We start from the raw sequence: 26,534 nt of genomic DNA, 5'->3' as shown, positions 1-26,534 counted from the left end.
CGTCACGCCGACCATCCCCAGAACGGTCTGTACGAAGCGCTGAAAACGCAGTTGCCGGAGGCCTCCGACCAGCGCCTGCTCCAGTCGACGGCGGCTTGCCACCGCAGCGGCATCACCGCCGACAACCTGTCGCTGGTGCACATCAACGAGGAAAAGATGACGCTGCATTTCTTCGGCACCGGCCCGCTCACGTCGCCCGCCAGCGTGGACCTCAACCGCCCGTCGCCCGCGCCGGAAGAGAGCGTCGAGCGGATGGCGCAGTTCGACCAGCAGCAGACGCAGATGCTGGCCGAGTTCCGGGCGCAGTCGGCGCAGATGGCGCATGGGCATTCCCGTTAGGCGGGTCGGATCAGAAGAGCGCCACGCGTTCGTTCTCGGCGTCGGCCATGTGACCGTAGCCCTCGCGTACGGAAGGGTGATCCTCCGCGGCACGGTCGACGATCGTGGCCGCCAGTGAACGCATGATCGCGACGTTGGCGCGCAGGCGCGCCACGAGTCCCTCGTCGTCCAGCCGGTCGTGCAGGGTGCCGTTCATGTCGGCGAACCATGCGAGCTGCCGCTGATCGAGCATGGCCTTGCCGTTGCGGCGGTCGGACGCGGCGTGCCATTGCTGGAAGAAGGCCTGCATCGCGATGTTCAGTTCGGTGGCTTCGGCGAACTCGGACGCCATCCGGCTCATGAAGTCGGTGTCGCCCAGCCGCTCCTGGAACACGAGCTGGCAGAGCACGCCCCAATAGTACGTGTAGTCCCAGATCACCTTGATCGGCAGCACTTCGGGGTCGCCGAACAGGTTGTACTGCCCGCGGTACATGCGCAGCGTGCCTTCGTAGAAGGTGAAGAACAGCCGCTCGAAGTGCCGCGCGCTCGTCGCCAGCGAGGCACCGCGACGATCGAGTCCGACCAGGTGGGTGATATACGTGTTGGCGATGGCGATGAAGTCGCTGCCCGGCGAATAGAACGGATCGAGGAACGCGCCTGCTTCGCCGGTGAGGGCCCAGCGGTCGGACGAGAACATGCGCGAGCAGCCGTACGAGAAGTGCCGGAAGAACGCGAAGTCGAGCAGCTTGTCGCGCCGGCTTTCGACGTGCTTCGCGACCAGCGGCTGGTGTTCGCGCAACCAGTCGAGGGCCCGATCGAACGTCTTCATGCCGTCCAGCGGATGCATCGCGGCGTCGGCGACGATGCCCACCGAATGCGCGCCCGAGCTCAGGGGAATGAGCCACACCCAGTAGCCCGGTCCGACGAGATGATTCGTCGACCGCCACCGTTCGGGCGGATGGCAGCGCCCCGTCCATTCGGGATCGTCGCACCAGTCGTCGATGGCAAGGCGGTCGTCGATACGGAACCAGACCGCGTTGGCGTGATGACCGTTGTCGCGCGTGAGATCGAGCTTGCGGCGGATCAGGCCCGCGCGACCGGACGCGTCGAGCAGCCAGCGACACTGCACGGTCTCGTCGACGCCATCGCTGGCGAAGCGCACGGTATGGGGTTCGTCGCCGGGGGCGATGTCGAACCCGCGCACGGTGGCGCCTTCGCGGAACGCGATGCCGCGACGACGGGCTTCATCGCCGAGGAAGTTCTCGAGGATGCCGCGGTCGATCTGATAGCTGGGTGTCGGCAGCACGGCGCTGACGCCGAGCTCCGTGATGTCGGCGAGTTCGTCCTGTCCCTCCGAGAAGAAGAAGCGGAAACCGAACTTGCGGATGTGCTGTGTTTCGAGATGATCGCGCAGGCCGAGCACGTCGGCGAAGTAATGCGCCGCGATCTCGACGGTCGATTCGCCAACCTTGTGCGCGGCCTCGGGCACCGGTCGCGCCTGGCGCTCGAGCACCACGATGTCCATGTCCGGGTACGCGCCCTTGAGCTGCATCGCCAGCGTCAGTCCAGCGAGCCCGCCGCCGAGAATCACTGCGTCATGCGTCTTGCGTTCCATCGATGCGAGCCTCGGGTCGTTGCGCCGTAGGGCGCGGTCAGTGGTTGATCGTTTCGCCGCTGCGCGTGTCGACGATCGTGGGTGCGGCCTGCGCGCGGCGATAGCTGCCGACGACGCTGCCGTAGTGCAGGATCCGCCCGATCGTGTAGAGCGTGATGCGCGAAACGTCGCGCACGGGCCGGAAGTGGCTGAGTCGGAACTCGCCCTGGTAACGCGATGCGATGGGTACGGACACCACGCCGATGCCCTGCTCGCGACAGGCCGTGATCAGCACCGCCGCCTCGAACACGAAGTGCTCGGCGGGCACGTCGACCAGATCGAGCACGCTGCGTGGATAGAATCGCTGGCCGCTCTGCGTATCCGCGATCGGCCGTCCGCAGGCCCACGAAATGCCCCAGTCGGCGACCGCGTTGGCGCGACGCCGGCCATTCGGCTGCTGCTCGCGTGCGAGCAGACGGGCCCCGATGACGATACATCCCGGATGCCGCTCCGCCGCGGCGAGGATCGCCGGAATGTCGGCAGCGAGGTGTTGGCCGTCGCCGTCCATGGTGATGGCCGCGTCGTACCCGAGCCGGAGCACCTCGCGGAAGCCCGTACGCAACGCCTCGCCCTTGCCACGACGACGATCGTGGCGCAGCAACGTCACGGGCAGGCGACCGACGATGTCGGGCGTGGCGTCGTCGGAACCGTCGTCCACGACGATCACGGGCAGGCCGAGCGCGAGCGCGTCGCCGACCACGCGTCCAATCGCCTTTTCCTCGTTGAGGCAGGGGATCAGGATGCAGGGGCGTAGCGCTTCGGTGCTCATCCGGCCACCGCGATGTCGACGTGCAGGTCGAGGCCGCGTGCCGCGGCGACGCGCAGCGCGGTAGAGCGGGTCAGCGCGAGCGCGCGCATCAATGGGATCGCGTGCGCCGACGGATTGCTCGCCGCGATGGCGTCGAGCCACGCGTCGCCCAGCGCGCCGGTGTCGCTGTTGCCGCTCTCGGGCGTGATGTCGAGCCTTACCGCCGCACCCTCCGCGCTCGGCGACAGCACGAGCGCCATCGCGAAGGGGCCGGTGGTCGACGTCATTGCACCGAGCGGGCCCGTGCCGGCGATGTCGTAGCTGGCGAGCAGCACGTCGCGCTCGTCGGCGACGGCGAGCGTGGCGGCTTCGAGCAGGCCGGCGCCGAAGGCGTACTCGCCCCCCGATACGGCGCTGGAGCTCGCATGGCAGTGCGTGGCGATCGTCCAGTAGCCTGCGGGCGCGTTGTGCACCGAGTTGTGGAATTTCGTCGGCGACAGCTCGGCCGGCGCGGTCGCCAGCGTCTGGCACATGTAATCGGTGATGACCTGATCGCCGTGCGCCGAGGCGAACACGCAGGGGAGGTCGGCGGCGGCAAGGCCACTCATCGCGACGGCCTGTCCCGCCGCGGCGGCGGCGAGCAGCACGCTTTCCGGGGCACGACGGCGCTCGTTGGCGGGCAGTACGTCGGCGACCGGCCGGCCCGGTTCGCCGGGAGCGGCGCCGTCGGCCACGATGTCGCGGAACGCGTGCCAGTCCGGTGCTCCCGGTGCCCACAGGCCAATGCCGCGCACCCATACGGTCAGCGCGGCGCTCATGCGACGGCCCCGGCACGGGCGAACGCGAGGCAGGCGTTATTGCCGCCGAACCCGAACGAATTGCTCAGCGCGATGCGGATGTCCGCGGATTCGCCATGCCACGCCATCTGCGGACCGCACAACGGGTCCGGCACGTCGGCGCCGAGGTTGCCGGGAACCGTGCCGTCGCGGATCGCGAGCAGCGAGATCACGGCTTCCAGGATGCCGGCCGCGCCGAGCGTGTGGCCGGTGAAGCCCTTGGTCGAACTGGCGCGCGTGGACGCCGGGAACGTACGCGCGACGAGCGCGGCTTCCACCTCGTCGTTCTTCTGGCTCGCGGTGCCGTGCAGGTTGATGTAGTCGACGTCGCGCGGCTGCAGCCCGGCGCGTGCGAGCGCGTCGCTCAGCGCGAGCTCCGCGCCGAGGCCTTCGGGATGCGGCGTCGACATGTGGTGTGCGTCGCTCGCCTCGCCGTAGCCGATGAGCAGCGGCGCGTCGTCGCCGTCCACCGGGCGCTCGAGGATCGCGAACCCGGCGGCTTCGCCGATGGAGATCCCGTTGCGGCGCGCGTCGAACGGCCGGCACGGCTCCGGCGATACGAGCTCCAGCGCGTTGAAGCCGAAGAGCACGCTGTCGCAGAGCGTGTCGGTACCGCCGACGACGGCCGCGTCGATCAGGCCGAGGCGGATCATGCGCTCTGCGTTCGCGAACACCTTCGCGCTGGAGGAACATGCCGTGGCAACCGTCAGGCAGGGGCCTTCGAGGTCGAACGCCGCGGCGACGAAGCCCGCCAGGGAGTGCGGCGTGTGCAGCACCGGACGATGCAGGTCGGCGGGCATCTGCCCGTGGTCGAGCCGTCGGTAGCCATCCTCGGTGGCGCCAATGCTCGCGGTCGACGTGCCGAGCAGCACGGCGACCCGGCTCGCACCGTAGCGCTCGCGGGCCGCGCGCACGGCGTCGGCGAAGCCGTCCTGCTGGAGCGCGATCCACGCCAGGCGGTTGTTGCGGCAGTCCCAGTCGGCGAGGGCGGCGGGAAGCGGTTCGTCCTCGATGCCGGCCACGCGGCCCACCCAACAGGCGAGAGGCGCGACACTGAAATCGTTGGGCGAGAGGCCGCCACGCGAGTGTGCGATGGCGTCGGCGTGGGCATGGAGCCCCCGGCCGAGGGCGGATGTGGCGGTGTACGCGCGGATGGCGAGAGGCGGCATGGGATGAGGCATGCGGCGAGCCTATCCTTTTTGCTCGGCAGCGTCGCGTGAACGACGAATGCGACGGAATCGATTGCGCGGTGGGCCGGCGCTGCGCAGACTGCGCGTCTTCCCACGGACCGCATCCATGGCCGGTATCCAGGCTCCGAAAATCCTGCGCCGCGGCGTATGGCGATACCTCAGCGACGGCGACATCCTGATCGCGGCGCTGGTGACTGCCGTGGCGTTCACGGCCACGCTGGGGCTGCTCTACGTCGGGCACCTCGTCCGGGTCGTCTGGCTGGCGGCGGCCAGCCCCGCGCGTGCGCCCGCCGCGCGCACGCTGCTCGTGTTCGGCCGCCGGCTCGTCGACGACCGGCCGGAGACCGATTTCGTCGATCGTCTCGAACGGGCGCGCGAACACGCTCGCGAGGGCCTTGCGGACCGCGTGCTCCTGCTCGGCGGCTACAGCGGCGGCTCGGTGAGCGAAGCGGAAGCGGGTCGCCGCTGGCTCGTGCAGGCCGGCTGGCCCGGCAAGGTGCCCCTGACGCTGGAACAGCTGTCCATCGATTCGCTGGAAAACCTGCGCCATGCGCGCGAGTTGCTGCGCGACGCGGAGCACGAGCCGCTGCCGCGCGTCTGGCTGGTCACCAGTCGTTACCACCTGGCGCGCTGCCTCTACCTCGCGCGTCGTCTCGGCTTCGATGCGCTGCCGCTGGCCGCCGAACGCCGCCTGCCCGTCACGGCGCGCTACGTGCTGCGGCTGGCGATGGAGGCCGGTTACCTCATGTGGATCGATACCGGCATGCGCTGGGCCGCGATCACCGGCAACCGGCGCATGTCGGCACGTATCCGCTAGCGCCACGACGCGTGGCGGCATGCCGCAGGGACGCGGTCGCGCGGCTTGGTAAGCTCATCCGTCTGACCCCGACCACAGGCCGTGTCCCATGTCCGAACAAGCCGACCTCGCCGAATCCTTCCTGCGCGGGTTGCAGGACCGCCTCTGTGCGGCGATCGAGTCGATCGACGGCAAGGCGCGCTTCGAGGAAGACGCCTGGACGCGCCCGGCGGGCGGCGGCGGGCGGACGCGGGTGCTTCGGGAGGGCGGCGTCTTCGAGCAGGCGGGCGTCAACTTCTCGCGCGTGGCGGGGTCGCCGCTGCCGCCCAGCGCCACGGCGCACCGGCCGGACCTGGTCGGCGGCAGTTTCATCGCCACGGGCGTGTCGCTCGTGCTGCACCCGCGCAATCCGTACATCCCGACGACGCACGCGAACGTGCGCTATTTCGAAGCCTCGAAGGAAGGCGCGGAGCCCGTCTGGTGGTTCGGAGGTGGCTTCGACCTGACGCCGTACTACCCGTTCGACGAGGACGTGCGCCACTGGCATCAGGTGGCGAAGGACCTGTGCGAACCCTACGGCGACGACGTGTACGCCCGATACAAGCGCTGGTGCGACGAGTACTTCTATCTCAGGCATCGTGGCGAGACGCGCGGCGTGGGCGGCCTGTTCTACGACGACGTCAACGAAGGCGGCTTCGATCGCTGCCTCGCGTTCACCCGCGACGTGGGCGAAGGGTTCCTCGACGCGTACCTGCCGATCGTGGAACGCCGTCGCGACACGCATTACGGCGAGCGCGAGCGCGAGTTCCAGCTCTATCGCCGCGGCCGCTACGTGGAATTCAACCTCGTCTACGACCGCGGCACGCTCTTCGGTCTCCAGTCCGGCGGCCGCACCGAATCCATCCTGATGAGCCTGCCGCCGCGCGTGCGTTTCGAGTACGCGTACGCTCCGGAGCCCGAAAGCCCCGAGGCGAAACTGTCCGAGTATCTCAAGCCGCGCGACTGGGTGTGACTCAGGGTGCCGCGCCGGAGAACTTCTTCGCGGTGGCGCCTTCGATCCGGCCGACGGTCGCCGTGTCGCTGACGTAGAGCTCGACCTCGCGTTCGAACTTCAGCGTGCCCTGCACGACGGCATGCGGACCGATGACGATCTTCGGCGTGCGGTCGTTGTGGTTGAACCAGCTCATGGTGGGCTTCTTCACCAGAATGCCGCCCTCGATCCTCGAACCCTCGCCGATGGTGATGTCCGCGTTCACGGTCTCGATGCCGCCCGCGACGTGCGCGCCATCGATCGCGATGTCGCCATTGACGTTGGAGACCTGGCCCCGAACGTCGGCGCCGCGTTCGAGCTTCAGGCGGCCATTGACCGTTTCCACCGTGCCCGACACCCTGGCCTTCTCATGCAGGGTGACCGTGCCGTTGACCGTTTCGGCCTTGGTCGCGGAGGCCGACTCACCCAGTTCCACCGCGCCGTTCACGGTGCTGGCTTCCTTGACGACGGCGCGGTCGCCGACGCGCACCGAGCCGTTCACCGAGCTGACGTCGCCGGCCTGCTGGCCCGCTTCGACCTGGGCCGTGCCGTTGACCTTGCTGATGTCGCCGTCGTCGGCCAGAGCGGCGCCGGAGACGGAAAGGGCGATCAGAAGCGAAAGAAGCGTGCGGCGCATGGGTGGCACTCCAGGTGGACTGAGCCCCTAGGATGCACCCGCGATTCGCAAGGTTTAGCGTGACTGACGGCAGGGGTGCCGATTGACGCCACCGGACCCGGGAGCCACCATGGCTTTTTCCCCCGCATCGTTGGACGCCATGTACAAGCTCGTCATGATCCGCCACGGCCAGTCGGCCTGGAACCTCGAAAACCGCTTCAGCGGCTGGGCCGACGTCGACCTCAGCGAGCAGGGCGTCGCCGAGGCCCGCGAGGCAGGCCGCCTCCTGAAGGAAGCCGGCTTCACCTTCGACCTGGCGCACACCTCGTACCTCAAGCGCGCCGTGCGCACGCTCTGGCACGTGCAGGACGAGATGGACCTCATGTGGATCCCGGTGGTCACCGACTGGCGGCTCAACGAGCGCCACTACGGCGCGCTGACCGGCCTCAACAAGGCCGAGACCGCCGCGAAGTACGGCAACGAGCAGGTACACATCTGGCGTCGCAGCTACGACACGCCGCCGCCGTCCCTCGAGGCGGGGGCGACATCGTTCGCCGACGACGCCCGCTACGAAGGCATCGACGTGCCGCTGACGGAGTGCCTGAAGGACACCGTCGCCCGCGTGCTGCCGTACTGGCACGAGGTACTGGCACCGGCGATCCGCAGCGGCAAGAGCGTCGTGATGGCCGCGCACGGCAATTCGATGCGTGCGCTCGTGAAGTTCTTCGACAACATCTCCGACGACGACATCGCCGACCTCAACATTCCGAACGGCATCCCGCTGGTGTACGAGTTCGACGCCGATCTCAATCCGGTCAGGCACTACTACCTCGGCGACCAGGCCGAGATCGAGGCGAAGATGGCCGCCGTGGCCAACCAGGGCAGGGCGAAATAAGAAGCCCCGGGGGCGGGGGGAGGCGGGTCATGACATCCGTCACCCCCGATGGGTCACAACCGCCCCTCGAATGAATCCCCGGCCCCGGTAACCTGTGCCCACACCGACACCCGAGGCCATCGTCATGATCTCCCCGAACGCCATTCCGCTTCTCTTCGCGCCGCTCATGGCGTTCGCCGTCTATCGCCGCGTTCGTGGCAGCTTCGGTCGCCAGCCCATCCGCACGCGCAAGATGAAGGTCCGTATCGGCCTCTTCGCCGTCGTCATCGCACTCGCCATGACCTCGGGCCTGCAGGACATCCGCCTGGCCGAAGGCGTTCTGGGCGGTGCCGTGCTGGGCGCCGGCCTGGCGACGTTCCTGGGTCTGCGCCTGACCCGCTTCGAAGCGGGCGAGGGCCACGACTTCTACATCCCCAATCCGTGGGTGGGCGGCGCGCTTACGGCGCTGCTGCTGGGCCGCCTGGCGTGGCGCTTCATGGTGCTCGCCCCGGCGATGGCGGGCGGCGCGATGGCCACGAACCACGGTCCCGCCGCAGGCAACAGCCCGCTCACGATGACGGTGGTCGGCCTGACGCTCGGTTACTACCTCGCGTATTACACGGGCCTCCTGATCCACCATCGCCGTTTCCGCCGGCAGCAGCTGCAGGCGGCGTGATCCGGGTCGGCGACGGCGCGACGCCCGTCAGAGGGCGTCGTTGTCCAGCTCGCCGGTGCGGATGCGTACTACCTGCTCGAGCGGACTGACGAAAATCTTGCCGTCGCCGATCTTCCCCGTACGGGCGGCCTGCTGGATCGCTTCCACCACCCGCTCGATCTGATCGTCCGCCACCGCGACCTCGAGCTTGATCTTCGGCAGGAAGTCGACGACGTACTCGGCACCCCGGTAAAGCTCGGTATGGCCCTTCTGCCGGCCGAAGCCTTTGACTTCCGTCACCGTCACGCCCTGGACGCCGACGTCGGCAAGGGCTTCCCGGACGTCGTCCAGCTTGAAAGGCTTGATGATGGCGACCACCAGCTTCATGTAAAACTCCTTGGGCCACACCGGGTGCGGTGCGAGGACGACCATTGTGCCATCCGGCTCCGCGATCGTGTCCATACGGTGGCCTGTAGGAAATCCCCTACACAAGCTGTAGGCGAGCACCTATAGCGCCTACAATCCCATCACGTAACATTCATTCCACGACATCGAGGTGCGCAAGATGGATGTGCAGGGTATCGATCAACTCGCACAGAGATTGGCATCGTTGGTTCCGCCAGGGTTGGCGCAAGCGCGGCAGGATCTGCAAGCCAACTTCAAAGACGTTCTGGCGCAAGGATTACGCCGCCTCGATCTCGTAACCCGCGAAGAATTCGATGTACAGAGTCAGGTTCTGGCGCGTACGCGCGACCGGCTCGAACAGTTGGAAAAGCGCCTCGCCGACCTCGAAATCAGCGCGGCGCACCGCGGCCAATAGGGACGGCCGCACAGCCCGGGACCGCCCCCGATTCGTCACCCTCACCCCGAGAGCGGTCGGGGGCGGTTATTTTCAGCGATCGCAAGGGAGTGCGTATGCGATGCCGGTCCGCCAGCTGTCACGATATGCCGCGTTGGAGCGGAATGCGTAACCGGTTACGATTCGCGGGGTCATGAGCCTCGCCGTTACGCTTTCGCGCGCGCAGGAAGGTATCTCGGCGCCGCAGGTCGTGGTCGAGGTTCACCTGTCCGGCGGCCTTCCGTCCACGTCCATCGTCGGGCTGCCCGAGGCGGCGGTACGCGAGGCGCGCGACCGTGTCCGTGTCGCCATCCAGAGCACGGCGTTCGAGTACCCGAATCGCCGGGTCACCGTGAATCTCGCGCCGGCCGAACTCCCGAAGGACGGCGGCCGCTTCGACCTCGCCATCGCCCTCGGCATCCTGGCCGCCGGATCGCAGGTGCCGCGCGAACGCCTCGACGACTGCGAATTCCTCGGCGAGCTGGCGCTCTCGGGCGAATTGCGCGCCGTCCCCGGCATCCTTCCCGCATTGATTCGCGCACGGCGTAGCGGACGGCGCGTGGTCGTACCGCGTGCCAACGCCGCCGAAGCCGCATTGATCGGCGAGGGCGACGTCTTGCTCGCCGACAGCCTGGCCGAGGTCTGCGCGTGGCTGCGCGGCCAGGCCGAGCTCGTCAGTCCGCCCGCCGCCGATTTCTATCAGATGCCCACGTGCGGCCCGGACATGCGTGACATCCGCGGCCAGCATCAGGCCCGCCGCGCCCTCGAGATCGCCGCGGCCGGTGGCCATCACATCCTGCTCGTCGGCCCACCGGGCACCGGCAAGACCATGCTGGCCGAGCGCTTGCCCGGTATCCTCCCGCCCATGACGGAGAGCGAGGCGCTGGGCAGCTGCGCCGTGCGGTCTCTCTCGGGGGAGGACATCGATCCCAGGTGCTGGCGCCGCCGCCCGTTCCGCGCGCCCCACCACACGGCATCCGGCGCGGCGCTGGTCGGCGGCGGCTCGTCGCCGCGACCCGGCGAGATCTCGCTGGCGCACAACGGCGTGCTTTTCCTCGACGAGCTGCCGGAGTTCACGCGGCACGTGCTGGAAGTGTTGCGCGAGCCGCTGGAGTCCGGGCAGATCGTCATCTCACGCGCCGCGCGCCAGTCGACGTTCCCTGCGGAATTCCAGCTCGTCGGCGCGATGAATCCCTGCCCGTGCGGCTACGCGGGCGATCCACAGCACGAATGCCGGTGCACGCCCGATCAGGTGCAGCGCTACCGCTCGCGCATCTCCGGCCCCCTGCTCGATCGCATCGATCTCTGCGTACAGGTGCCGCGTGTTCCGATCTCGGAACTCTCCGCCGCCCGCGGCCCGCACGACGACGACAGCGCCACCGTGCGCCAGCGCGTCATCAACGCGCGCGAGAAAGCGCTCGCGAGGGCAGGCCAGCCGAACGCGGAACTCAGCGTGGTGAACCTCGAACGCGACTGCGCGCTGCCGTCCGACGAGCGCGAATGGCTCGAAGCCGCCCTCGACAAACTCGGCGCCTCCGCACGCGCTTATCACCGCATCCTCCGCGTCGCACGCACCATCGCCGACCTCGAAGGCGGCAGCGGCTGCCTGGAACAGACGCATCTCGCCGAGGCGTTGCACTACCGGCGGTTCTGATCGTGGACGCTCGGCTCAGGGCGGGCGCGCCATCCCCCCGGAGAGTTAATACTTATTTCATGTACTGAGTAGTTGACAAATAGGGGGTCGGGGCGGAGAATTCTGTACCAGGCGGTTCTCTAATGGGCTGCCCGCCCCGCTCCGGTGCTGGATACCCCTCCCTCCCCCCGCTCCAGCACCGGGGCCCGGCCTTCTTCAGGCGGCCACCCCCTTCGCCCGCACATCGGCCCGCCATCCTTGGCGCCGGCCGATTTTTCCTTTTACGCCGCCGAGGCCGGATGGAACTGGTCTTCCTCGGTCGAGCCTGTCAGTGCCGACAACGAGCTCAGGGACCCCGAGATCACCTGGTTCACCGTGTCGAAGTAGCCGGTGCCGACTTCGCGCTGGTGCTTGGCCGCGGTGTAGCCGTCCTTCTCCGCCGCGAACTCGGCTTCCTGCAGTTCGACGTAGGCGGCCATCTGGCGGTCGCGGTAGCCGCGGGCCAGCTGGAACATCGAATAGTTGAGCGCGTGGAAGCCGGCGAGCGTGATGAACTGGAACGCGTAGCCCATCTCGCCCAGTCGCTTCTGGAAGTCGGCGATCGTGCCTTCGTCGAGGTTCTTCTTCCAGTTGAAGCTTGGCGAGCAGTTGTATGCCAGCTTCTTGCCGGGGAACTTCGCATGGATCGCCTCGGCGAAGCGGCGAGCCTCCTCCATGTCGGGCGTCGACGTTTCGCACCAGATGAGGTCGGCGTACGGCGCGTACGCGAGGCCGCGGCTGATGGCCTGATCGATGCCCTGACGCGTTTCGTAGAAGCCCTCGACGGTACGCTTGCCGGTAAGGAATGGCTTGTCGTGATCGTCGACGTCGGACGTCACGAGGCCCGCACCCATCGCGTCCGTGCGCGCCACGATCAGCGTCGGCACGCCAGCGACGTCCGCGGCGAGGCGCGCGGCGACGAGTTTCTGCACGGCCTCCTGCGTCGGCACCAGCACCTTGCCACCCATGTGCCCGCACTTCTTCGCGCTGGCGAGCTGGTCTTCGAAGTGCACGCCGGCGGCGCCCGCCTCGATCATGTGCGACATGAGCTCGTACGCGTTGAGCACGCCACCGAAACCCGCTTCCGCGTCGGCGACGATCGGCACCAGCCAGTCGATGCCGTCCTTGCCTTCGGCGTGATGAATCTGGTCCGCGCGCAGCAGCGTCTTGTTGATCTTGCGCACGACGTTCGGCACGGAATCCACCGGGTACAGCGACTGGTCGGGGTACATCGTGCCCGCCGTATTCGCATCGGCGGCCACCTGCCAGCCGGACAGGTAGATGGCCTGCAGGCCGGCCTTCACCTGCTGCATCGCCTGGTTGCCGGTGAGCGCGCCGAGCGCGTTGACGTACGGCTTGTCGTGAATCGATCGCCACAGGCGTTCGGCGCCGCGGCGGGCGAGCGTGTACTCCACCGGCACGGTACCGCGCAGCCGCACGACATCCTCGGCGGAGTACGGGCGCTCCACCCCCTGCCAGCGATCGTTGTTCTTCCAGTCCAGCGTGATCTGTTCGGCCGTATGCGTCTTCATCGTCGGGCTCCTTGGTGATCGGAAGGTCAGGTGAGGTGTTCGTAAGCGGGAAGGGTGAGGAAGTCGCGCAACTCGTCGGCGTGCGTGAGGTCGGCGATGAGGCGTGCCGCTTCCTCGGCGCGCGCCGCGCCAGGGTGTGTGCTCGCTCGCAGCAGGTGGCAATGGCGCGCGAGGGCCTGGTCGAACAGGCTGAAATTCACGGGCGCGTGGTCGCTGAATTCGACGGGACCGTGGTGCAGCCATTGCCAGAGCTGTGCACGCGCGATCTCCGCCGTCGCGGCGTCCTCCATCAGGTGATGGATCGGCACGCAGCCTTGCCCGTCGAGCCACGCGGCCGTGTAGCGCAGACAGACTTCCACGTTGTTGTCGAACCCCTGGCGCGTGATCGTGCCGATCGCAGGCGCGATCAACGCATCGCGCGACACGTCCACGTCCTCCCGCATCACGTGGAGCTGGTTCGGCGTGGGCATGTGTTCGTCGAAGATGGCCTGGGCAACGGGCACCAACGCGGGATGCGCGACCCATGTGCCGTCGTGGCCGGCCGTGACTTCGCGAAGCTTGTCGGCGCGCACCTTCGCGAGCGCGGCGTCGTTCGCGGCGTCGTCGCCCTTGATCGGAATCTGCGCGGCCATGCCGCCCATCGCGAACGCGCCACGACGGTGGCACGTGCGGATCAGCAATTCCGAATACGCCTTGAGGAAAGGCACCGTCATCGCCACCTGGCCGCGTTCCGGCAGCAGGCGGTCGGCGTGGGCGCGGAAGGTTTTCAGGTACGAGAAGATGTAATCCCAGCGTCCGCAATTCAGTCCCACGACGCGGTCACGCAGCGCGTAGAGGATTTCGTCCATCTGGAACACGGCCGGCAGCGTCTCGATGAGCACTGTCGCCTTCATCGCGCCATGCGGCAGACCGAGGGTGACCTCGGCGTGCGACATGACGTCGTTCCACAACGCGGCCTCTTCCATCGACTGCAGTTTCGGCAGGTAGAAATACGGGCCGCGATCGCGCGCGTGCAGCGTCTTCGCGTTGTGGAAAGCGAACAGCCCGAAGTCCACCAGCGATCCGGCGACCACCTCGCCGTCCACTCGGGCATGGCGTTCGGGGAGGTGCCATCCACGGGGGCGGACCACCAGCACGGCCGGGTTGTCGTTGACGCGATACGCCTTGCCCTCCGCGCCGGTGAACGCGATGGTCCCCTCGACGGCGTCGCGCAGGTTGCGTTGTCCTTCGAGCTGGTTCGCCCAGGTCGGGGCGCTGGAGTCCTCGAAATCGGCCATGAAGACCTTCGCGCCGGAGTTCAGCGCGTTGATGATCATCTTCCGTTCGACGGGGCCCGTGATCTCGACGCGGCGATCCCGCAGCGCGGCCGGGATCGGGCCCACCGCCCAGTCGCCCTCGCGGATCGCGGTCGTGTCGCTGCGGAAGTCGGGCAGCTCTCCCGCGTCGTAGCGCTGCTGCCGGGCGACGCGCTCGGCCAGCAGGCCCAGGCGACGACGGTCGAAGCGGCGATGAAGGTCGGCCACGAAGGCCAGCGCGTCCGGCGTCAGCACATCCGGCCAGCTCGTCACGTCGTCGAAGCGGGTACCGGACAGGGGATCGATCGCGCTTTGCGGAACTGCCATGGACGTGTCTCCGGATCGGGTCTGGAGGCCAAACTACGTCTGCACCCTTCCTTTTGACAAAGCACATGTTTCAAAGATTTGTATTAGCGTAAGTAATACAGTAGATATAGCCTTGTTCCGCATAGGTAATTTTCGTGATCGCAAAGCTGAACAAGGCGAGGAAAAAGCCGGCCGGGCGCGCAAGCGCATCCCGAACCGCCCGCGCGGGATCCGACGAAGGCGGCCGCTTCTACTACAAGGGCAACCGGCTGAAGCAGCTGCGGGCGTTCGTGTATACCGTTCGCCTTGGCACCCTGAGCCGCGCGGCGGAGGCCCTGTTCCTGTCGCAGCCGTCGATCAGCCTCCAGCTCAAGGCGCTCGAGCGCGAGCTCGGCGCCATGTTGCTCGAGCGCACCCGCCGGCGCGTCACGCTGACCGATGCCGGCGAAGCGCTCTACGAAATGGCCCGTCCGCTCGTGGAGGGCTTCGAGAATCTCGACCGCGAGTTCCAGGCGAAGACGCGAAACGCGCAGGCCGGACGTCTCACTGTCGCCGCGTGGTCGTCGACCATCCAGTACCTGCTTCCCGAGCTCGTCAAGGCGTATCGCGAGCGTTACCCCGACGTGCACCTGCAGCTCATCAACGCGACCAGCAAGGACGGTCTGGCCCTGCTACGCGCCGACGAGGCCGATCTCGCGATCGGTTCGATGCTCGACGTGCCGCACGACATCGCATGGGCCCCGGTCTACCACTACGACCCGATGCTGATCACGCCCCCCGGCCACCCGCTCGCGACCAAGGACGACCTCCGCCTGGAGGACCTTTCGCCCTACGGCCTGATCCTGCCGCCGCAGCGACGCACCACCTTCCGCCTGGTCGACATGGTCTTCCAGCAACGGCACGTGCCGTACAACGTCGCGATCGAAGTCGGCGGGTGGGACGTCGTGAAGCAATACGTCGCGATGGGTCTCGGCATCTCGATCGTCACGGGGATCTGCATCACCGACGCGGACCGCGAGACGCTCGCCGTGCGAAATCTTCGCCGCCACTTCCCGCAACGCAGCTACGGCGTCGTGATGCGGAAAGGAAAATTCCTGACGCCGGAAGCCCGCGCGTTCATCGACCTGATCCGCCCGGGGCTGCTCACGCATCGCGATTACGACGAGCCCGGCCACTCGGAGCGCTGACGGTCACACGCGTACGTCGACGAGCCTGAGGCCCTTGATGGACGCTGCGAGGTACGCAAGGCCATGCGCGCTCAGGCGGAACTCTGCGTGGTATTTCTCGGCACGATAGTCGCCGCTCTTTCGCGATATCGCCTGCGCCTGTCGCGTTCCTTCGCGGACTTCGCGCAATAGATCGAGCGGAACCTCGGCCCGGGGCTTCCCGTCCATGTCTCTCGTGGCATCGCGGAACTGATAGTAGACGTCGAGCGACATGAAACCCTCCCTGCATAGTCCTTGCGCCACCTGAATAAGCTGCGAAGGCAGCACGCGAGTCAGATCGAGTCTGCCGACGAGCGCTTTCACGCCCGGCGAAAGTTCCTGAGCGATACGCGCGGGCGCGTCGCGTCGTTGTCCCACCTTGCCGAGCGCGTCGACCTTGTCGGGCTGCGTATCGAATCGACCTAGCCAGGATGGAATGACCATGGCGATGCCTGCCGGGATGGGGCGGTCAGGATTCGCTGGATGGTGATGGGCGTCTGTCGGGTATCGACCGTCCCAGGTGTCGGGCGACGAGGTTCGTCCCTCGGTCAGGCGCCGCGATGCTTTCCCTGATAGCCCGCGAACATCGCACGGATGCGGACCATGTCCGCTTCCGTGTCGCCCGTCGGTTCGATCAGTGCGCCGACGGTAAACGTCTTCGTCGGGTAGTCGATGAAGATGGGTACGATCGGGACGCCTGCCGCGCGAGCGATGCGCAGAAAGCCGGACTTCCATTGCTTCACCGGCTTGCGCGTGCCCTCGGGGGCGATGCCGAGCCACATTTTCTCGTGCGTGCGGAAGCGTTCGATCATCTGGTCGACGACGTTCATCGCGGCGGAACGATCGATGGGAATCAGACCGAGATGGCGAACCAGCGGGCCTAGCGGGCCGTCGAGGACCTCGCGTTTGATCATCACGCCCAGGTCGAGCCCCATGGCGGATTTCATCAGCAGGCCCCACACGCCATCCCAGTAGGACGAGTGCGGTGCGCCGATGACCACGACCCTGGGCAGGTTCGGCAACTCGCCGACCAGGCGCCAGCCACTGCGGCGGATCGCCCATCGGCTGAAGCGCATCCATCGCGAATCGGGCAGGGAGGGTATCGCGGGGCCGAGGCGTTCGGGCCACGGAGTCATTCGCGGCTCCAGTCGCGCGAGCGCGTGCGCTTGGTCTGGCTACGCTGCGCCTTGCCGACGAGGCGGCGTTCCTTCGAGGCGCGCGTCGGCTTCGTGGCGACGCGCTTCTTCGCTACCACCGTCCCCTCGCGGAGAACATCCGCGAGTCGTTCGCGAGCATCGTCGCGATTGCGGGCCTGATCGCGGAAGCGACGCGCCTGGATCACCAGCACGCCGGCATCGGTCATCCGGCGATCCTTGCGCGCGAGCAGGCGCTCGCGGACCTTGTCGGGAAGCGACGGCGAACCCGCGACATCGAAACGCAGTTCCACGGCGCTCTCGGTGCGGTTCACGTGCTGGCCACCAGGGCCATCGGCGCGCGTGAAGCGTTCGACGAGTTCGCTGTCGGGAATGGCGATGGCGGCGGTGACGATGAGCATGTGGCGCGGATTCTAGCAGCCGGCCCGTGCAGCGGCTCCGGCCCAATCGCGATAGGCGGCGGTCCAGCCGAACCCGTCGAGCAGGCGCGTCCAGGTGTCGTCGATGCCGGCGCGCACGAGCATGGGCTCACCCGACACGGGATGCTCGAACGAGAGCGCCGCCGCGTGCAGCAGCAGGCGGTGCGATGCGAAGTGGATCTTGAACAGGCGGTTGTGGTCGCCGCGCCCGTGCTGGCTGTCGCCGACGATCGGGTGATGGATGTGCGCGAAATGCTTGCGGATCTGGCGGAATCGCCCCGTGCGCGGTTCGGCGGCCATCAGCGCGTAGCGCTGCTTCTCGTACCGGCCGAGCGGAATGTCGACTTCGATGGTGCCGAGGCGCCGGTAGTCCGTCGTCGCGTCGCGTCGCGGTCCGGTGTCCCGCGAGCCGGGCAGGGCGTAGTCGATGGTGCCTTCGGTGGGGTCCGGCCAGCCGCGCACGACGGCCGCGTACCGCTTCCGCACGCTGCGGCCCATGAACTGCTCGCCAAGGCGACCGGCGATCTCCGGCGAGCGCGCCACCAGCAGCACGCCCGACGTCGCGCGGTCGAGGCGATGCGCGAGATGCAGCGGTCCCTCGACCTGCTCGCGGAGCAGGTCGATCAGGAAGGCGTCGTCGGGGCCGACGAACTTCGAACGATGGACGGCGAGATTCGCCGGCTTGTTGACGGCGAGGATGTCGCCGTCTTCGTAGAGGATGTCCAGCATCGGTCAGGGCGCGCGTCGGGGCCATCCGGCGACGAACGCGACGAGGCCCGCGACAGCCATGGCGACGGCGGGCCACATGCCGCGCGGCGCGAGCGTGCCGACCAGTGCGGCGCAGACCAGCAGCGACGCGCCGAGCAGACCGCAGGCGACGAGCCGTCGCATGCGGCGCGCGTCGTCGCGCGCGAGCGTGATGGCGACGGGATCGGCTATCTGCCGATGCTCGCCGCGAGCGACCTGCCGCAGCGCGTCGCGCACGAGCTCCGGCATGCGAGGCGCGGACTGGATCCACTCCGGCAGGCGTCGGCGCACGTCGCGCAGCGTGGCGCGCACGCTGTAGCGCTCGCGCAGGATGCGGCGAAGCACCGGATGCGCCACCGCCCAGATGTCGATGTCCGGATCGAGCATCCGGCCGACGCCTTCGATGTTGAGCAGCGTCTTCTGCAGCAGGATCAGCTGCGGCTGGAGCGTCAGTTCGAACCGGCGCGCGGTCTGGAACAGCTTGACCACGAGTTCGGCGATGGAAATCTGCGACAGCGGACGCGTGAAATACGGCTCGCATACGGTGCGCACCGCGGCTTCGAGTTCGTCGAGGCGGATCGTCGATGGCATCCAGCCTGCGGCGACGTGCAACTGGGCGATGCGCGCGTAGTCGCGCTCGAAAAGGGCGATGAAGTTTTCCGCGAGCCAGTACTGATCGGCCTCGGGCAGCGAGCCCATGATGCCGAAGTCCAGGGCGATGAAGCGCGGTTCGTCGATGCGCGAGGTATCGACCCAGATGTTGCCGGGATGCGCGTCGGCGTGGAAGAAATTGTCGCGGAACACCTGTTCGTAGAACAGTCGCACACCCTTCTCGGCAAGGCGCTTGCGGTCGAGACCGGCCGCGTCGATCGCGGCGATGTCGTCGGCGCTCACGCCGCGCACGCGTTCTAGCGTGAGCACGCGCTCCGTGCTGAAGTCCCAGTGGACTTCGGGCACGTAGAGATCGATGCCGCTCGCGAAGTTGCGACGGAGCAGACTGGCGCTCGCACCCTCGCGCTGCAGATCGAGCTCGTTCGAGAGCATCTTCTCGACCTCCGCCACGACTTCGAGCGGGCGGATCTTGTCGGCGTTGGGGTGCCAGCGCTGGGCGAGCGTGCCCAGCGCGTGCAGCAGGTCGATGTCGCGCGCGATGCGCGTGTCGATGCCCGGACGCAGCACCTTGACGACGACCTCGCGGCCATCGTGGAGCGTGGCCGCATGCACCTGCGCGATGGAGGCCGACGCGAGGGCGACCTCGTCGAAGGCCGCATAGAGCGTGGTGACCGGCGCCCGCAGTTCGCGCTCGACGATCGCGCGCGCCTCGGTGCCGGGGAACGGCGGCACCTGGTCCTGCAGCAACGCGAGCTCGTCGGCGACATCGGCGGGCACGAGGTCGCGGCGGGTGGAGAGTACCTGTCCCGCCTTGACGAAGATGGGGCCGAGTTCGGTCAGCGCGAGGCGCAGGCGCGCGCCTCGCGACAGGCCGCGCACGTCGGACTTCGGAAACAGCGGACGCACGAGCTTCAGCGGCCGGAACAGATGAGCTCCGTCGACGAGCTCGTCGAGCTGGTACTTCAGCAGCACGGCGGCGACACGCAGGAGGCGCGGCGCCAGGCGCAGCGGCGTCATGCGCCGCCTCCCCTGAGCGTGCGCTCGAGACGGGCCAGGCGCGCCTCCGCGCGTTCCGTACGTTCGCGCAGCGCGTCCACGCCGTCGAGGAACACGTCCATTTCGCCGGGCGCCACCGCCACGCGGCCTTCGTCGCGGAGCCAGTCGGCGGCGTCGCCGGTGAGATGGCTCGCCGTCTCGCGGGCATGGCCGAGCGCATCGCGGAACGCTTTCGCGAGCGGAACGCCGATCACGTCGCCAAAGGTCTTCGCGAAAGCCTCTTCGACGTCCGGCGCGTACTGCCGTGCCAGGCGTTCGAGTCGTCGCGCGAGTTCGGCGTCGCCCGCGATGTCCACCTTGCCGGGCGCGACGCTGTCGTCGTCGCGGCGCAGGGCCATGGCGAGCAGGCTGCCGGGCGACGCGGTCACCCGCAGGCTGCCGCCTTCTTCCGCAGGGCCGACACGCAGGCGGCCTTTTTCGACGGAAACGCGGATGGCGAGCTCGGGGCCGCTAAGGAACACCTGCACGCTGCGCCCGTCGAGTGCGTCCAGGCGGGCGCGCGTATCGGGGTCGAGATCCACGGCCCGGTTGAGCGCGGCCTCCATCGCGCGGCCGGCGAGGACGCGCAAGGGGCGAGGCAGAAAGGACTTGGGGCCGCTGTCGGCCTTCGGGCGATCGGAGGTCATGGCCGCGATTGTAGCTTGGCGACCCGTGCGCGAGGCGTCGCCTACGGTGCCGCACCCTCGAAGCCCACCTGGCGCCAGGCCTCGAACACCGCCACCGCCACCGCGTTGGAGAGGTTGAGGCTGCGGTTGTCGGGCCGCATCGGCAGGCGGATGCGCTGGTCGTGGGGCAGGGCGTCGATCACGTCGTCGGGCAAGCCCGCCGTCTCGCAGCCGAACAGGAAGGCGTCGTTGTCGGCGTATGTCGGATCGGTGTGCAGGCGTCGGCCTCGGGTCGAGAAGGCGAACACGCGCGGATGGCCGATCGCGTCGAGGCAGGCGTCGAGGTCGTCGTGCACGGCGACACGGGCGAACTCGTGGTAATCCAGTCCGGCGCGGCGCAGGCGGGTGTCGTCCAGCTCGAATCCAAGCGGTCGTACCAGGTGCAAAGCCGCGCCGGTATTGGCGCACAGGCGGATCACGTTGCCCGTGTTGGGCGGTATTTCGGGACGGAAGAGGATGACGTGGGGCATGCCCCCATTATGAGGCCGAGCGCGGGCACACGATGCCATCGGGCGGCAGGGCGCAGTTCGTCGCGGTGAGGTTGCCCGCCTGGACGATGCCCGCCAGCTGGATCGGCTCGCCCGTGTACGTGAGCATGTTGCCGAGGATCAGGCCGCAGACCAGCAGCGAGGCGACGAGCAGGCTGCGCAGCATGAGAAGTTCGTGTTTCATGGTGTCGGTTCCTTTGATCGTGAGGTTTCGAGGGTCAGAACATCTGGCCGAGGGTGAGTCCGCAGATCAGCATCGAGGTGACGAGCAGGCTGCGCAGCATCAGCATTTCGTACTTCATGGCGTTCTCCTCATCGGATGCCGGGCGAAGGCCGACCGGCTTGGCAGGCTTAGTAACGCAAACGCCGTGCCAGCCTTTAAGGGCTCGCAATCAACTGATTCGCATGAGGTTTGTCAGGCGGCTTCCGCGTGCATCGCTGTCCGCGGACACTGACCGCGTATCGGCGGACACCGTCCGCACCCGTGCCGGACGCTCATTGCTTCCTGAGGACGCGGCGGGCTAGCCTCGACGGGGTCCGGGCCACGAAGGCCCTAGAGGAGTCGTCCATGAAGAAACGCTATGCCCTGCTGGCCGCCGGGCTGATGTCCCTGGTCGGTAACGCCTCGGCCGCGCCCACGTCGGCCGACGCCATTCCCGACATTCCCTATCAGCGTTTCCAGCTGCCCAACGGGCTCACGGTGATCGTCCACGAAGACCACAAGGCCCCCGTGGTCGCGGTCAGCATCTGGTACCACGTCGGCTCCGCGGACGAGCCCGCCGGCAAGACCGGCTTCGCCCACCTGTTCGAGCACCTCATGTTCTCGGGCTCGGAAAACCGCAAGGGCACCTACTTTCAGCCCTTCGAAGTCGCCGGCGCCACCGACATGAACGGCACCACGTGGTTCGACCGTACGAACTACTTCGAAACCGTGCCCACCACCGCGCTCGACATGGCGCTGTGGATGGAGTCGGACCGCATGGGCCACCTTCTCGGCGCCATCGGCCAGAAAGAGCTCGACACCCAGCGCGGCGTCGTGCAGAACGAGAAACGCCAGGGCGAGAACCGTCCCTACGGCCGCGTGGACGAGAACATCCTGCTCAACACGTACCCGGGCAACCACCCGTACCAGCACGACACCATCGGCTCGATGGCCGACCTGGACGCCGCGTCGCTCGCCGACGTCAAGAAGTGGTTCAACGATTACTACGGCGCGGCGAACACCACGCTGGTGCTCGCCGGCGACATCACCGTCGCGCAGGCGAAGGCGAAGGCCGAGAAGTACTTCGGCGACATTCCGGCCGGCCCGCCGGTGCCGCGCCAGCAGCCGTGGATCACGCCGTTGCAGACGTCAACGCGCGGCACGCAGCACGACCAGGTCGCGCAGACGCGCATCGTGCGCACGTGGGTCGTGCCCGAGTTGGGCAGCGATGCCTCCATCCAGCTCGACCTCGCCACCACCGTCCTCGGTGGTGGCAAGACGTCCCGCCTTTACCAGCGCCTCGTGTACAAGGACAAGCTGGCCGACGACGTCAGCATGGGCATCTCGCCGTTCGCGCTCGCCAGCCAGGTGCAGCTGAGCGTCGACGTGCGTAACGGCGTCGATCCCGCGAAGGTGGAGGCCGCGATCGCCGAAGTCTGGAAGGACTACCTCGCCACGGGCCCGACGGCCGACGAACTCGATCGCGCGAAGGTCGTCAACCGCGCGGGCTTCGTACGCGGCCTCGAGAAGGTCGGCGGCTCCGGCAAGGCGTCGATCCTCGCGGAAGGACAGGTCTACCGGAACGATCCGGCCGCCTACAAGAAGGACCTCGCCCGCGCGCAAAGCGCCACCGTCGCTTCGGTGCTGTCCGCGTCGAAGGCATGGCTAGGCAAGGGTGATTACACGCTCACCGTCCTTCCCGCCGCCCCGGGCTTCGATCCGGTCGCGGAAGACAAGGCGGTGAAGGGTCTCGGGCCGTCGGACAAGCGTCCGGCCGCCGTCATGCCCAAGCCGCAGGACTTCACCGTCGCGCCGTCGGCCGTGGACCGCAGCAAGGGCGTGCCCTCGGTCGACAGCTTCCCCGACCTCGTCTTCCCGGCGCTCCAGCGTGGCCGCCTGAAGAACGGCATCGAGGTCGTTCTCGCCGAGCGTCACACCGTGCCCATCACTCAGGTGCAGCTGCTGTTCGACGCGGGCTACGCCGCCGACCAGGGCCGCAAGCTCGGCACGGCGAGCTTCACCTCGGCGCTGCTCGAAGAGAGCACGAAGACGCTCGATTCGGTCGAAGTCGCTCGCCGCAAGGAACGCCTCGGAGCGTTCGTCAATGCGAGCTGCTCGCTGGACACCTGCGGCGTCGGCCTCAACGCGCTCAATACGGAGCTGAAGCCGTCGCTCGAACTCTTCGCGGACATCGTGCGTCATCCCGCCTTCAAGGCGGAGGACATCGAGCGCATCCGTGGGCAATGGCTCGCAGGCATCGCGCAGGAAAAGACCGAGCCGACGGGTCTCGCGCTGCGCACGCTACCGCCGCTGCTCTACGGAAAGGGTCATGCGTACGGCATTCCGTTCACCGGCAGCGGTACCGAAGCGGCGATCGCTTCGCTGAAAGCCGACGATCTCGTCGCCTTCCAGCGCGATTACCTGCGACCGGACAACGTGCGCATCCTCGTGGCCGGTGACACGACGCTGACGGCGATCCTCCCGCAGCTGGACGCGGTGTTCGGCGACTGGACCCCGCCGACGAGCGCCGTGCCCAAGAAGAACATCGGGCAGGTCGCGATCCAGGCGAAGCCGCGCGTGTTCCTGATCAATCGCACCGACGCGCCGCAGTCGCTGATCCTTGCCGGCCTGCTGGCACCGTCGACGAAGGCGCCGAACGCGCTCGATCTCGGCATCGCCAATGGTGCGTTCGGCGGTACGTTCACCTCGCGCCTGAACATGAATCTACGCGAGGAGAAGCGTTGGGCCTATGGTGCGGGCAGCATGCTCTCGGATGCGAAGGGTCAGCGTCCGATGCTCTTCTACGCCCCGGTCCAGACCGACAAGACCGCCGAGTCCGCTGCGGAAATCCTCAAGGAAGCGAAGGACGTCATCGGCGCGAAGCCGCTGACCGACGACGAGATCGAGAAGATCCGTGCGCAGCGCGTTCGTGCACTGCCGGGTAGTTACGAGACGATCAGCGCGGTCCTCGGTGCGATGTCGGGCATCGTCGTCTACGACCGTCCGGACGACTACGTGCAGACCCTGAAGCCGCGCATCGAAGCGGTGGATCGCAAGGCGGCGGAGAGCGCACTGGCCGCCGTGATCCAGCCGGGCGCGATGACGTGGGTGATCGTCGGCGACCTGCGCAAGATCGAGGCGCCGGTGCGTGCGCTGAACCTCGGCGAGGTGCAGGTCATCGACGCCGACGGCAACGCGGTCAAGCATGCGGCCAAACCGGCCGCTAGTCCCGCCGCTAAGAAGTGAGCACGCGGTGATGGCGCGAGCGAAGCATCGCGCCATCACCTTCTTCCCGCTAGCATTGCCACCGACCGTTCTTCCCCCGGAGCTTCCATGCGCAAGTCCCTCGTTTTTCTCGTCCTCCCGCTCGCCCTCTCGGCCTGCAATTGGGGTATCAAGCTCGACGACAGCGCGCGCAACGTTCGCACGGCGTGGAACGGCGACGTCGGCAGCTGCCGCGAGCAGGGCAAGGTCACGGTGTCGGTCATGAACCGCGTCGGCCCGGTCGATCGCAGCGACCTGAAGGTGCGCGACGAACTCGAAGTGCTGGCGCGCAACGAGGCCGCGAAGATGGGCGCCGATACGATCAAGCCGGTCAGCGAGCCGCGCGAAGGGTCGCAGGACTGGGCCGCCTACACGTGCGGAAGCCGTACGCTGCCTGCCGCCCGCGGCACCACGGCACCGTCGACACCGGCGCCGTCGAATCCGCCGGCGCAGGGTGGTTTCGAGACCGTGCCGCTCAAGAACTGATCTGTCGAAAGAACGGGATCGACCCGGACCGGGTCAGCGCCGAGGCTCACGAGGACGCGTGAGCACCGGCCAGGCTGCCATCGCCGAGGTGACCACCGAACTCAGTTCGCCTGTTCCGGTCCCGCCCCGCGCACTGAGACTCAGGCCCTTGTGGATGGTGGCGTAGAACGAAGCGACGGCCTCGATATCGGCGCCCTCGGGCACGTCGCCGTCCTCCAGGCCCTTGCGCAGTCGCATCGAAAAATTGTCATGATTCGCCGCGCGCATGTCGTGGAGGCGTGTCATCACGTCGGGAGCCATGTCGCCGGCCTCGCTCGCCGTTTGTTCGACCATGCACCCGCTCGGGAAGTCGGTGCGGGCGAAGACGGTGACGGCATTGCGCAGCAGGGCTTCGACGCTCTCCCGTGCCGTGGGCATCGCGATGGCACGCAGCACGAGGTCCTCGTGCAGGGCCACGTAGTGCTCGACCGCTGCCCGATACAGGTTGGCCTTGGAGCCGAAAGCCGCATAGAGGCTCGGCGAAGCGATGCCCATGGCGGCGATCAGGTCCTGCATCGATGTGGCGGCAAAGCCCTTTTCCCAGAAGACGCGCATCGCCCGGTCGAGCACCTCGGTTCGATCGAAACCGACAGGGCGGCCCCGCTTCGATGGGGGCGGTGTGGATGGGCGCGACATGGGAGACTCCATTTATTTGTCGATCATTACATAAATTGCTTGCGCCCATCAAATCGGCTCGGTAGGCTTTCTGTGTCGAACGACACATAATTCACTCCGGGAAGCCTTTATGAACCATCCGTCCCCACCTCTGGCCGGTAAACGCGCCCTCGTTACCGGCGCCGCTCGCGGCATCGGCGCCGCCATCGCGCTGAAACTGGCCGAAGACGGCGCCGATGTCGCGATCACCTACGAGAAGTCGTCCGTGCAGGCGGAGGCACTCGCGTCCCGCATCCGCGCGCTCGGGCGGAACGCCATCGCCATCCAGGCCGATGCGGCAAGCCCAGTCGCCTCGGTCGCGGCAGTCGAGCTTGCCGCCGCCGATCTGGGCGGGCTCGACATCCTGGTCAACAACGCGGGCGTCCTCGTCGCGGGGCCCTTCGGCGAACTGTCGTTGGAAGACATGGATCTGCAGTTGAACGTCAATGTGCGTGGGGTCTTCGTGACCACCCAGGCGGCGCTGAAGTACATCCCGGACGGTGGGCGCATCGTCACCATCGGCAGCAACGCAGGCCTCGCCGTCCCGTTCGCCGGCATTGCGGTGTATGCCGCTACCAAATCGGCGATGGAGAGCTTCACGCGCGGGCTCGCCCGGGAGCTGGGGCCGCGCGCCATTACCGTCAACCTGGTTCGGCCGGGTCCCATCGACACGGACATGAACCCCGCGGATGGTCCGCTCGCGGCGTCCATCCTTCCGAGTCTCTCGATTCCCCGCTACGGAAAAACGCGTGAAGTCGCCGAGGCCGTCGCGTTCCTCGCGGGGCCTGGCGCCGCGTATGTCACGGGTTCCGGCATGCTCGTCGATGGCGGCATCAACGCATGACGCATGACATGACGACGATGCTGGTGGTTTGCACGGGCGGCCCCGGCGTGCGATTCGATCGGGATTACTACGCAAACGAGCATTTCGCGCTGGCCAGGGCGTGCTGGGAGGCGCATGGGCTGCAATCGGCCGAAGCGTTCTTCCCGTATGCCGAGGGCGGCGGTTGGCTATCGATGGGCGTCTATACGTTCTCGTCGGAGCAAGGAATGCATGACGCACTGGCGAGCCCGAAAACGCAGCAGGTGATGGACGACGTGAAGAACTTCACCGACGCGATCGTGGTCCTGCGCAGTCTGTTCACCGCGTTCTGAGGGAACGGCCGAAGCAGACGAACGGGAC

The 26,534-nt window shown here is 67.6% G+C and carries 30 protein-coding genes; 12 read left to right on the top strand and 18 right to left on the bottom strand.

From position 1 onward, the window contains the following. Positions 1-339: hypothetical protein (locus BMX32_RS18775; RefSeq protein WP_170843734.1), on the top strand; the 339-nt coding region annotated here is incomplete at its 5' end. Positions 340-349: 10 nt separating this feature from the next. Here BMX32_RS18775 and BMX32_RS18025 read toward each other — a convergent pair. From BMX32_RS18025 to BMX32_RS18010, 4 genes are read right to left on the bottom strand one after another with little or no spacing between them, the layout of a single operon-like run. Then, the gene (locus BMX32_RS18025; RefSeq protein ID WP_089981478.1) at positions 350-1,933 is read right to left on the bottom strand and encodes an NAD(P)/FAD-dependent oxidoreductase; all 1,584 of its coding nucleotides are present in this window, start codon (positions 1,931-1,933) and stop codon (positions 350-352) included. A 37-nt stretch (positions 1,934-1,970) separates the two neighbouring features. After that, the gene (locus BMX32_RS18020) at positions 1,971-2,741 is read right to left on the bottom strand and encodes a glycosyltransferase family 2 protein (protein ID WP_089981476.1); all 771 of its coding nucleotides are present in this window, start codon (positions 2,739-2,741) and stop codon (positions 1,971-1,973) included. Continuing rightward, on the bottom strand, positions 2,738-3,538 hold the full coding sequence (locus tag BMX32_RS18015; protein WP_089981474.1) for a beta-ketoacyl synthase chain length factor: 801 nt from the start codon (positions 3,536-3,538) through the stop codon (positions 2,738-2,740). Before BMX32_RS18015 ends, BMX32_RS18020 begins: the two co-directional genes overlap by 4 nt. Further along, complete coding sequence (locus tag BMX32_RS18010) at positions 3,535-4,725, bottom strand: beta-ketoacyl-[acyl-carrier-protein] synthase family protein (RefSeq protein ID WP_089981472.1); 1,191 nt, start codon at positions 4,723-4,725, stop codon at positions 3,535-3,537. The genes BMX32_RS18015 and BMX32_RS18010 overlap by 4 nt, the downstream gene beginning before the upstream one ends. 127 nt (positions 4,726-4,852) lie before the next feature. Here BMX32_RS18010 and BMX32_RS18005 point away from each other — a divergent pair, with 127 nt between their 5' ends. Next, a complete protein-coding gene (locus BMX32_RS18005; protein ID WP_089981470.1) occupies positions 4,853-5,563 on the top strand; it encodes a YdcF family protein in 711 nt (236 codons plus the stop codon). Positions 5,564-5,651: 88 nt separating this feature from the next. Then, complete coding sequence (gene hemF, locus BMX32_RS18000; protein WP_089981468.1) at positions 5,652-6,554, top strand: oxygen-dependent coproporphyrinogen oxidase; 903 nt, start codon at positions 5,652-5,654, stop codon at positions 6,552-6,554. Between the two features lies 1 nt (position 6,555). On the opposite strand, the gene BMX32_RS17995 is transcribed toward hemF, so the two are convergent. Beyond that, the gene (locus tag BMX32_RS17995) at positions 6,556-7,209 is read right to left on the bottom strand and encodes a DUF4097 family beta strand repeat-containing protein (protein WP_089981466.1); all 654 of its coding nucleotides are present in this window, start codon (positions 7,207-7,209) and stop codon (positions 6,556-6,558) included. Positions 7,210-7,348: 139 nt separating this feature from the next. On the opposite strand from BMX32_RS17995, the gene gpmA reads away from it, so the two are divergent. Further along, a complete protein-coding gene (gene gpmA / locus BMX32_RS17990) occupies positions 7,349-8,083 on the top strand; it encodes a 2,3-diphosphoglycerate-dependent phosphoglycerate mutase (RefSeq protein WP_089981464.1) in 735 nt (244 codons plus the stop codon). A gap of 124 nt (positions 8,084-8,207) precedes the next feature. Beyond that, on the top strand, positions 8,208-8,738 hold the full coding sequence (locus BMX32_RS17985) for a CcdC protein domain-containing protein (protein WP_089981461.1): 531 nt from the start codon (positions 8,208-8,210) through the stop codon (positions 8,736-8,738). Positions 8,739-8,765: 27 nt separating this feature from the next. On the opposite strand, the gene glnK is transcribed toward BMX32_RS17985, so the two are convergent. Continuing rightward, positions 8,766-9,104: a P-II family nitrogen regulator gene (glnK, locus tag BMX32_RS17980; protein ID WP_089981492.1), complete on the bottom strand. Its 339-nt coding sequence runs from the start codon at positions 9,102-9,104 to the stop codon at positions 8,766-8,768. Positions 9,105-9,282: 178 nt separating this feature from the next. Here glnK and BMX32_RS17975 point away from each other — a divergent pair, with 178 nt between their 5' ends. Beyond that, complete coding sequence (locus BMX32_RS17975) at positions 9,283-9,537, top strand: accessory factor UbiK family protein (protein WP_089981459.1); 255 nt, start codon at positions 9,283-9,285, stop codon at positions 9,535-9,537. A 172-nt stretch (positions 9,538-9,709) separates the two neighbouring features. Continuing rightward, positions 9,710-11,209: a YifB family Mg chelatase-like AAA ATPase gene (locus tag BMX32_RS17970; RefSeq protein ID WP_089981457.1), complete on the top strand. Its 1,500-nt coding sequence runs from the start codon at positions 9,710-9,712 to the stop codon at positions 11,207-11,209. A gap of 260 nt (positions 11,210-11,469) precedes the next feature. On the opposite strand, the gene aceA is transcribed toward BMX32_RS17970, so the two are convergent. Then, positions 11,470-12,759, bottom strand: coding sequence for an isocitrate lyase (gene aceA, locus BMX32_RS17965; protein WP_089981455.1), 1,290 nt, complete (start codon positions 12,757-12,759; stop codon positions 11,470-11,472). Positions 12,760-12,785: 26 nt separating this feature from the next. Further along, the gene (gene aceB / locus BMX32_RS17960) at positions 12,786-14,381 is read right to left on the bottom strand and encodes a malate synthase A (RefSeq protein WP_089981453.1); all 1,596 of its coding nucleotides are present in this window, start codon (positions 14,379-14,381) and stop codon (positions 12,786-12,788) included. Positions 14,382-14,629: 248 nt separating this feature from the next. On the opposite strand from aceB, the gene BMX32_RS17955 reads away from it, so the two are divergent. Continuing rightward, on the top strand, positions 14,630-15,547 hold the full coding sequence (locus BMX32_RS17955) for a LysR family transcriptional regulator (protein ID WP_244511603.1): 918 nt from the start codon (positions 14,630-14,632) through the stop codon (positions 15,545-15,547). Positions 15,548-15,550: 3 nt separating this feature from the next. Here BMX32_RS17955 and BMX32_RS17950 read toward each other — a convergent pair whose 3' ends face one another. From BMX32_RS17950 to BMX32_RS18770, 9 genes are all read right to left on the bottom strand, one after another. Continuing rightward, positions 15,551-16,009: a hypothetical protein gene (locus BMX32_RS17950; RefSeq protein WP_089981449.1), complete on the bottom strand. Its 459-nt coding sequence runs from the start codon at positions 16,007-16,009 to the stop codon at positions 15,551-15,553. Between the two features lie 104 nt (positions 16,010-16,113). Further along, positions 16,114-16,701, bottom strand: coding sequence for a 1-acyl-sn-glycerol-3-phosphate acyltransferase (locus BMX32_RS17945; RefSeq protein WP_089981447.1), 588 nt, complete (start codon positions 16,699-16,701; stop codon positions 16,114-16,116). Next, positions 16,698-17,120, bottom strand: coding sequence for an alternative ribosome rescue aminoacyl-tRNA hydrolase ArfB (gene arfB, locus BMX32_RS17940; RefSeq protein ID WP_089981445.1), 423 nt, complete (start codon positions 17,118-17,120; stop codon positions 16,698-16,700). The genes BMX32_RS17945 and arfB overlap by 4 nt, the downstream gene beginning before the upstream one ends. Before the next feature lie 12 nt (positions 17,121-17,132). Continuing rightward, positions 17,133-17,867 (bottom strand): pseudouridine synthase, encoded by a 735-nt coding sequence (locus BMX32_RS17935; RefSeq protein ID WP_049808599.1) that lies wholly within the window; start codon positions 17,865-17,867, stop codon positions 17,133-17,135. 3 nt (positions 17,868-17,870) lie between these two features. After that, positions 17,871-19,514 carry a ubiquinone biosynthesis regulatory protein kinase UbiB gene (gene ubiB / locus BMX32_RS17930; protein WP_089981443.1) on the bottom strand — a complete coding sequence of 548 codons (1,644 nt, stop codon included), beginning with the start codon at positions 19,512-19,514 and terminating at the stop codon, positions 17,871-17,873. Continuing rightward, entirely contained in the window at positions 19,511-20,179 is a 669-nt protein-coding gene (locus BMX32_RS17925) for a ubiquinone biosynthesis accessory factor UbiJ (protein ID WP_049808598.1), read from the bottom strand. Before BMX32_RS17925 ends, ubiB begins: the two co-directional genes overlap by 4 nt. A 41-nt stretch (positions 20,180-20,220) precedes the next feature. Further along, positions 20,221-20,688 (bottom strand): tRNA (cytidine(34)-2'-O)-methyltransferase, encoded by a 468-nt coding sequence (locus BMX32_RS17920; protein ID WP_029213314.1) that lies wholly within the window; start codon positions 20,686-20,688, stop codon positions 20,221-20,223. 7 nt (positions 20,689-20,695) lie between these two features. Further along, positions 20,696-20,890 carry a hypothetical protein gene (locus tag BMX32_RS17915; protein WP_029213313.1) on the bottom strand — a complete coding sequence of 65 codons (195 nt, stop codon included), beginning with the start codon at positions 20,888-20,890 and terminating at the stop codon, positions 20,696-20,698. Positions 20,891-20,924: 34 nt separating this feature from the next. Continuing rightward, entirely contained in the window at positions 20,925-21,098 is a 174-nt protein-coding gene (locus tag BMX32_RS18770) for a hypothetical protein (RefSeq protein WP_170843732.1), read from the bottom strand. Between the two features lie 176 nt (positions 21,099-21,274). On the opposite strand from BMX32_RS18770, the gene BMX32_RS17910 reads away from it, so the two are divergent. Further along, positions 21,275-24,154 (top strand): M16 family metallopeptidase, encoded by a 2,880-nt coding sequence (locus BMX32_RS17910; RefSeq protein WP_089981441.1) that lies wholly within the window; start codon positions 21,275-21,277, stop codon positions 24,152-24,154. An 87-nt stretch (positions 24,155-24,241) separates the two neighbouring features. Then, positions 24,242-24,658, top strand: a complete 417-nt coding sequence (locus tag BMX32_RS17905; protein ID WP_029213311.1) for a DUF4156 domain-containing protein — start codon at positions 24,242-24,244, stop codon at positions 24,656-24,658. A 33-nt stretch (positions 24,659-24,691) separates the two neighbouring features. On the opposite strand, the gene BMX32_RS17900 is transcribed toward BMX32_RS17905, so the two are convergent. Continuing rightward, on the bottom strand, positions 24,692-25,333 hold the full coding sequence (locus BMX32_RS17900; RefSeq protein WP_089981439.1) for a TetR/AcrR family transcriptional regulator: 642 nt from the start codon (positions 25,331-25,333) through the stop codon (positions 24,692-24,694). A gap of 109 nt (positions 25,334-25,442) precedes the next feature. On the opposite strand from BMX32_RS17900, the gene BMX32_RS17895 reads away from it, so the two are divergent. Together BMX32_RS17895 and BMX32_RS17890 are read left to right on the top strand one after the other, a co-directional pair. Then, the gene (locus tag BMX32_RS17895; RefSeq protein ID WP_029213309.1) at positions 25,443-26,195 is read left to right on the top strand and encodes an SDR family oxidoreductase; all 753 of its coding nucleotides are present in this window, start codon (positions 25,443-25,445) and stop codon (positions 26,193-26,195) included. Then, positions 26,192-26,506 (top strand): EthD family reductase, encoded by a 315-nt coding sequence (locus BMX32_RS17890; RefSeq protein ID WP_211664255.1) that lies wholly within the window; start codon positions 26,192-26,194, stop codon positions 26,504-26,506. The genes BMX32_RS17895 and BMX32_RS17890 overlap by 4 nt, the downstream gene beginning before the upstream one ends. The last annotated feature ends 28 nt before the right edge of the window (positions 26,507-26,534 follow it).

Source organism: Luteibacter sp. UNCMF331Sha3.1, from assembly GCF_900109915.1.
Classification (GTDB): Bacteria; Pseudomonadota; Gammaproteobacteria; order Xanthomonadales; family Rhodanobacteraceae; genus Luteibacter.
The sequence above is the reverse complement of the archived record's forward strand: the minus strand, read 5'-3'. Positions and strand labels throughout refer to the sequence as shown.

Bases quoted from the DNA above. Each gene is read 5' to 3' on its own strand.
- BMX32_RS17925 (WP_049808598.1), bottom strand. From the start codon at position 20,179: ATGACCTCCGATCGCCCGAAGGCCGACAGCGGCCCCAAGTCCTTTCTG.
- BMX32_RS17900 (WP_089981439.1), bottom strand. From the start codon at position 25,333: ATGTCGCGCCCATCCACACCGCCCCCATCGAAGCGGGGCCGCCCTGTC.
- BMX32_RS17920 (WP_029213314.1), bottom strand. From the start codon at position 20,688: ATGCCCCACGTCATCCTCTTCCGTCCCGAAATACCGCCCAACACGGGC.
- arfB (WP_089981445.1), bottom strand. From the start codon at position 17,120: ATGCTCATCGTCACCGCCGCCATCGCCATTCCCGACAGCGAACTCGTC.
- BMX32_RS17970 (WP_089981457.1), top strand. From the start codon at position 9,710: ATGAGCCTCGCCGTTACGCTTTCGCGCGCGCAGGAAGGTATCTCGGCG.
- BMX32_RS17975 (WP_089981459.1), top strand. From the start codon at position 9,283: ATGGATGTGCAGGGTATCGATCAACTCGCACAGAGATTGGCATCGTTG.
- BMX32_RS17905 (WP_029213311.1), top strand. From the start codon at position 24,242: ATGCGCAAGTCCCTCGTTTTTCTCGTCCTCCCGCTCGCCCTCTCGGCC.
- BMX32_RS18005 (WP_089981470.1), top strand. From the start codon at position 4,853: ATGGCCGGTATCCAGGCTCCGAAAATCCTGCGCCGCGGCGTATGGCGA.
- BMX32_RS18015 (WP_089981474.1), bottom strand. From the start codon at position 3,538: ATGAGCGCCGCGCTGACCGTATGGGTGCGCGGCATTGGCCTGTGGGCA.
- BMX32_RS17915 (WP_029213313.1), bottom strand. From the start codon at position 20,890: ATGAAACACGAACTTCTCATGCTGCGCAGCCTGCTCGTCGCCTCGCTG.
- gpmA (WP_089981464.1), top strand. From the start codon at position 7,349: ATGTACAAGCTCGTCATGATCCGCCACGGCCAGTCGGCCTGGAACCTC.
- BMX32_RS18025 (WP_089981478.1), bottom strand. From the start codon at position 1,933: ATGGAACGCAAGACGCATGACGCAGTGATTCTCGGCGGCGGGCTCGCT.
- aceB (WP_089981453.1), bottom strand. From the start codon at position 14,381: ATGGCAGTTCCGCAAAGCGCGATCGATCCCCTGTCCGGTACCCGCTTC.
- BMX32_RS17995 (WP_089981466.1), bottom strand. From the start codon at position 7,209: ATGCGCCGCACGCTTCTTTCGCTTCTGATCGCCCTTTCCGTCTCCGGC.
- hemF (WP_089981468.1), top strand. From the start codon at position 5,652: ATGTCCGAACAAGCCGACCTCGCCGAATCCTTCCTGCGCGGGTTGCAG.
- glnK (WP_089981492.1), bottom strand. From the start codon at position 9,104: ATGAAGCTGGTGGTCGCCATCATCAAGCCTTTCAAGCTGGACGACGTC.
- ubiB (WP_089981443.1), bottom strand. From the start codon at position 19,514: ATGACGCCGCTGCGCCTGGCGCCGCGCCTCCTGCGTGTCGCCGCCGTG.
- BMX32_RS17890 (WP_211664255.1), top strand. From the start codon at position 26,192: ATGACGCATGACATGACGACGATGCTGGTGGTTTGCACGGGCGGCCCC.
- BMX32_RS17910 (WP_089981441.1), top strand. From the start codon at position 21,275: ATGAAGAAACGCTATGCCCTGCTGGCCGCCGGGCTGATGTCCCTGGTC.
- BMX32_RS17985 (WP_089981461.1), top strand. From the start codon at position 8,208: ATGATCTCCCCGAACGCCATTCCGCTTCTCTTCGCGCCGCTCATGGCG.
- aceA (WP_089981455.1), bottom strand. From the start codon at position 12,759: ATGAAGACGCATACGGCCGAACAGATCACGCTGGACTGGAAGAACAAC.
- BMX32_RS17945 (WP_089981447.1), bottom strand. From the start codon at position 16,701: ATGACTCCGTGGCCCGAACGCCTCGGCCCCGCGATACCCTCCCTGCCC.
- BMX32_RS18020 (WP_089981476.1), bottom strand. From the start codon at position 2,741: ATGAGCACCGAAGCGCTACGCCCCTGCATCCTGATCCCCTGCCTCAAC.
- BMX32_RS17950 (WP_089981449.1), bottom strand. From the start codon at position 16,009: ATGGTCATTCCATCCTGGCTAGGTCGATTCGATACGCAGCCCGACAAG.
- BMX32_RS17935 (WP_049808599.1), bottom strand. From the start codon at position 17,867: ATGCTGGACATCCTCTACGAAGACGGCGACATCCTCGCCGTCAACAAG.
- BMX32_RS17895 (WP_029213309.1), top strand. From the start codon at position 25,443: ATGAACCATCCGTCCCCACCTCTGGCCGGTAAACGCGCCCTCGTTACC.
- BMX32_RS18010 (WP_089981472.1), bottom strand. From the start codon at position 4,725: ATGCCGCCTCTCGCCATCCGCGCGTACACCGCCACATCCGCCCTCGGC.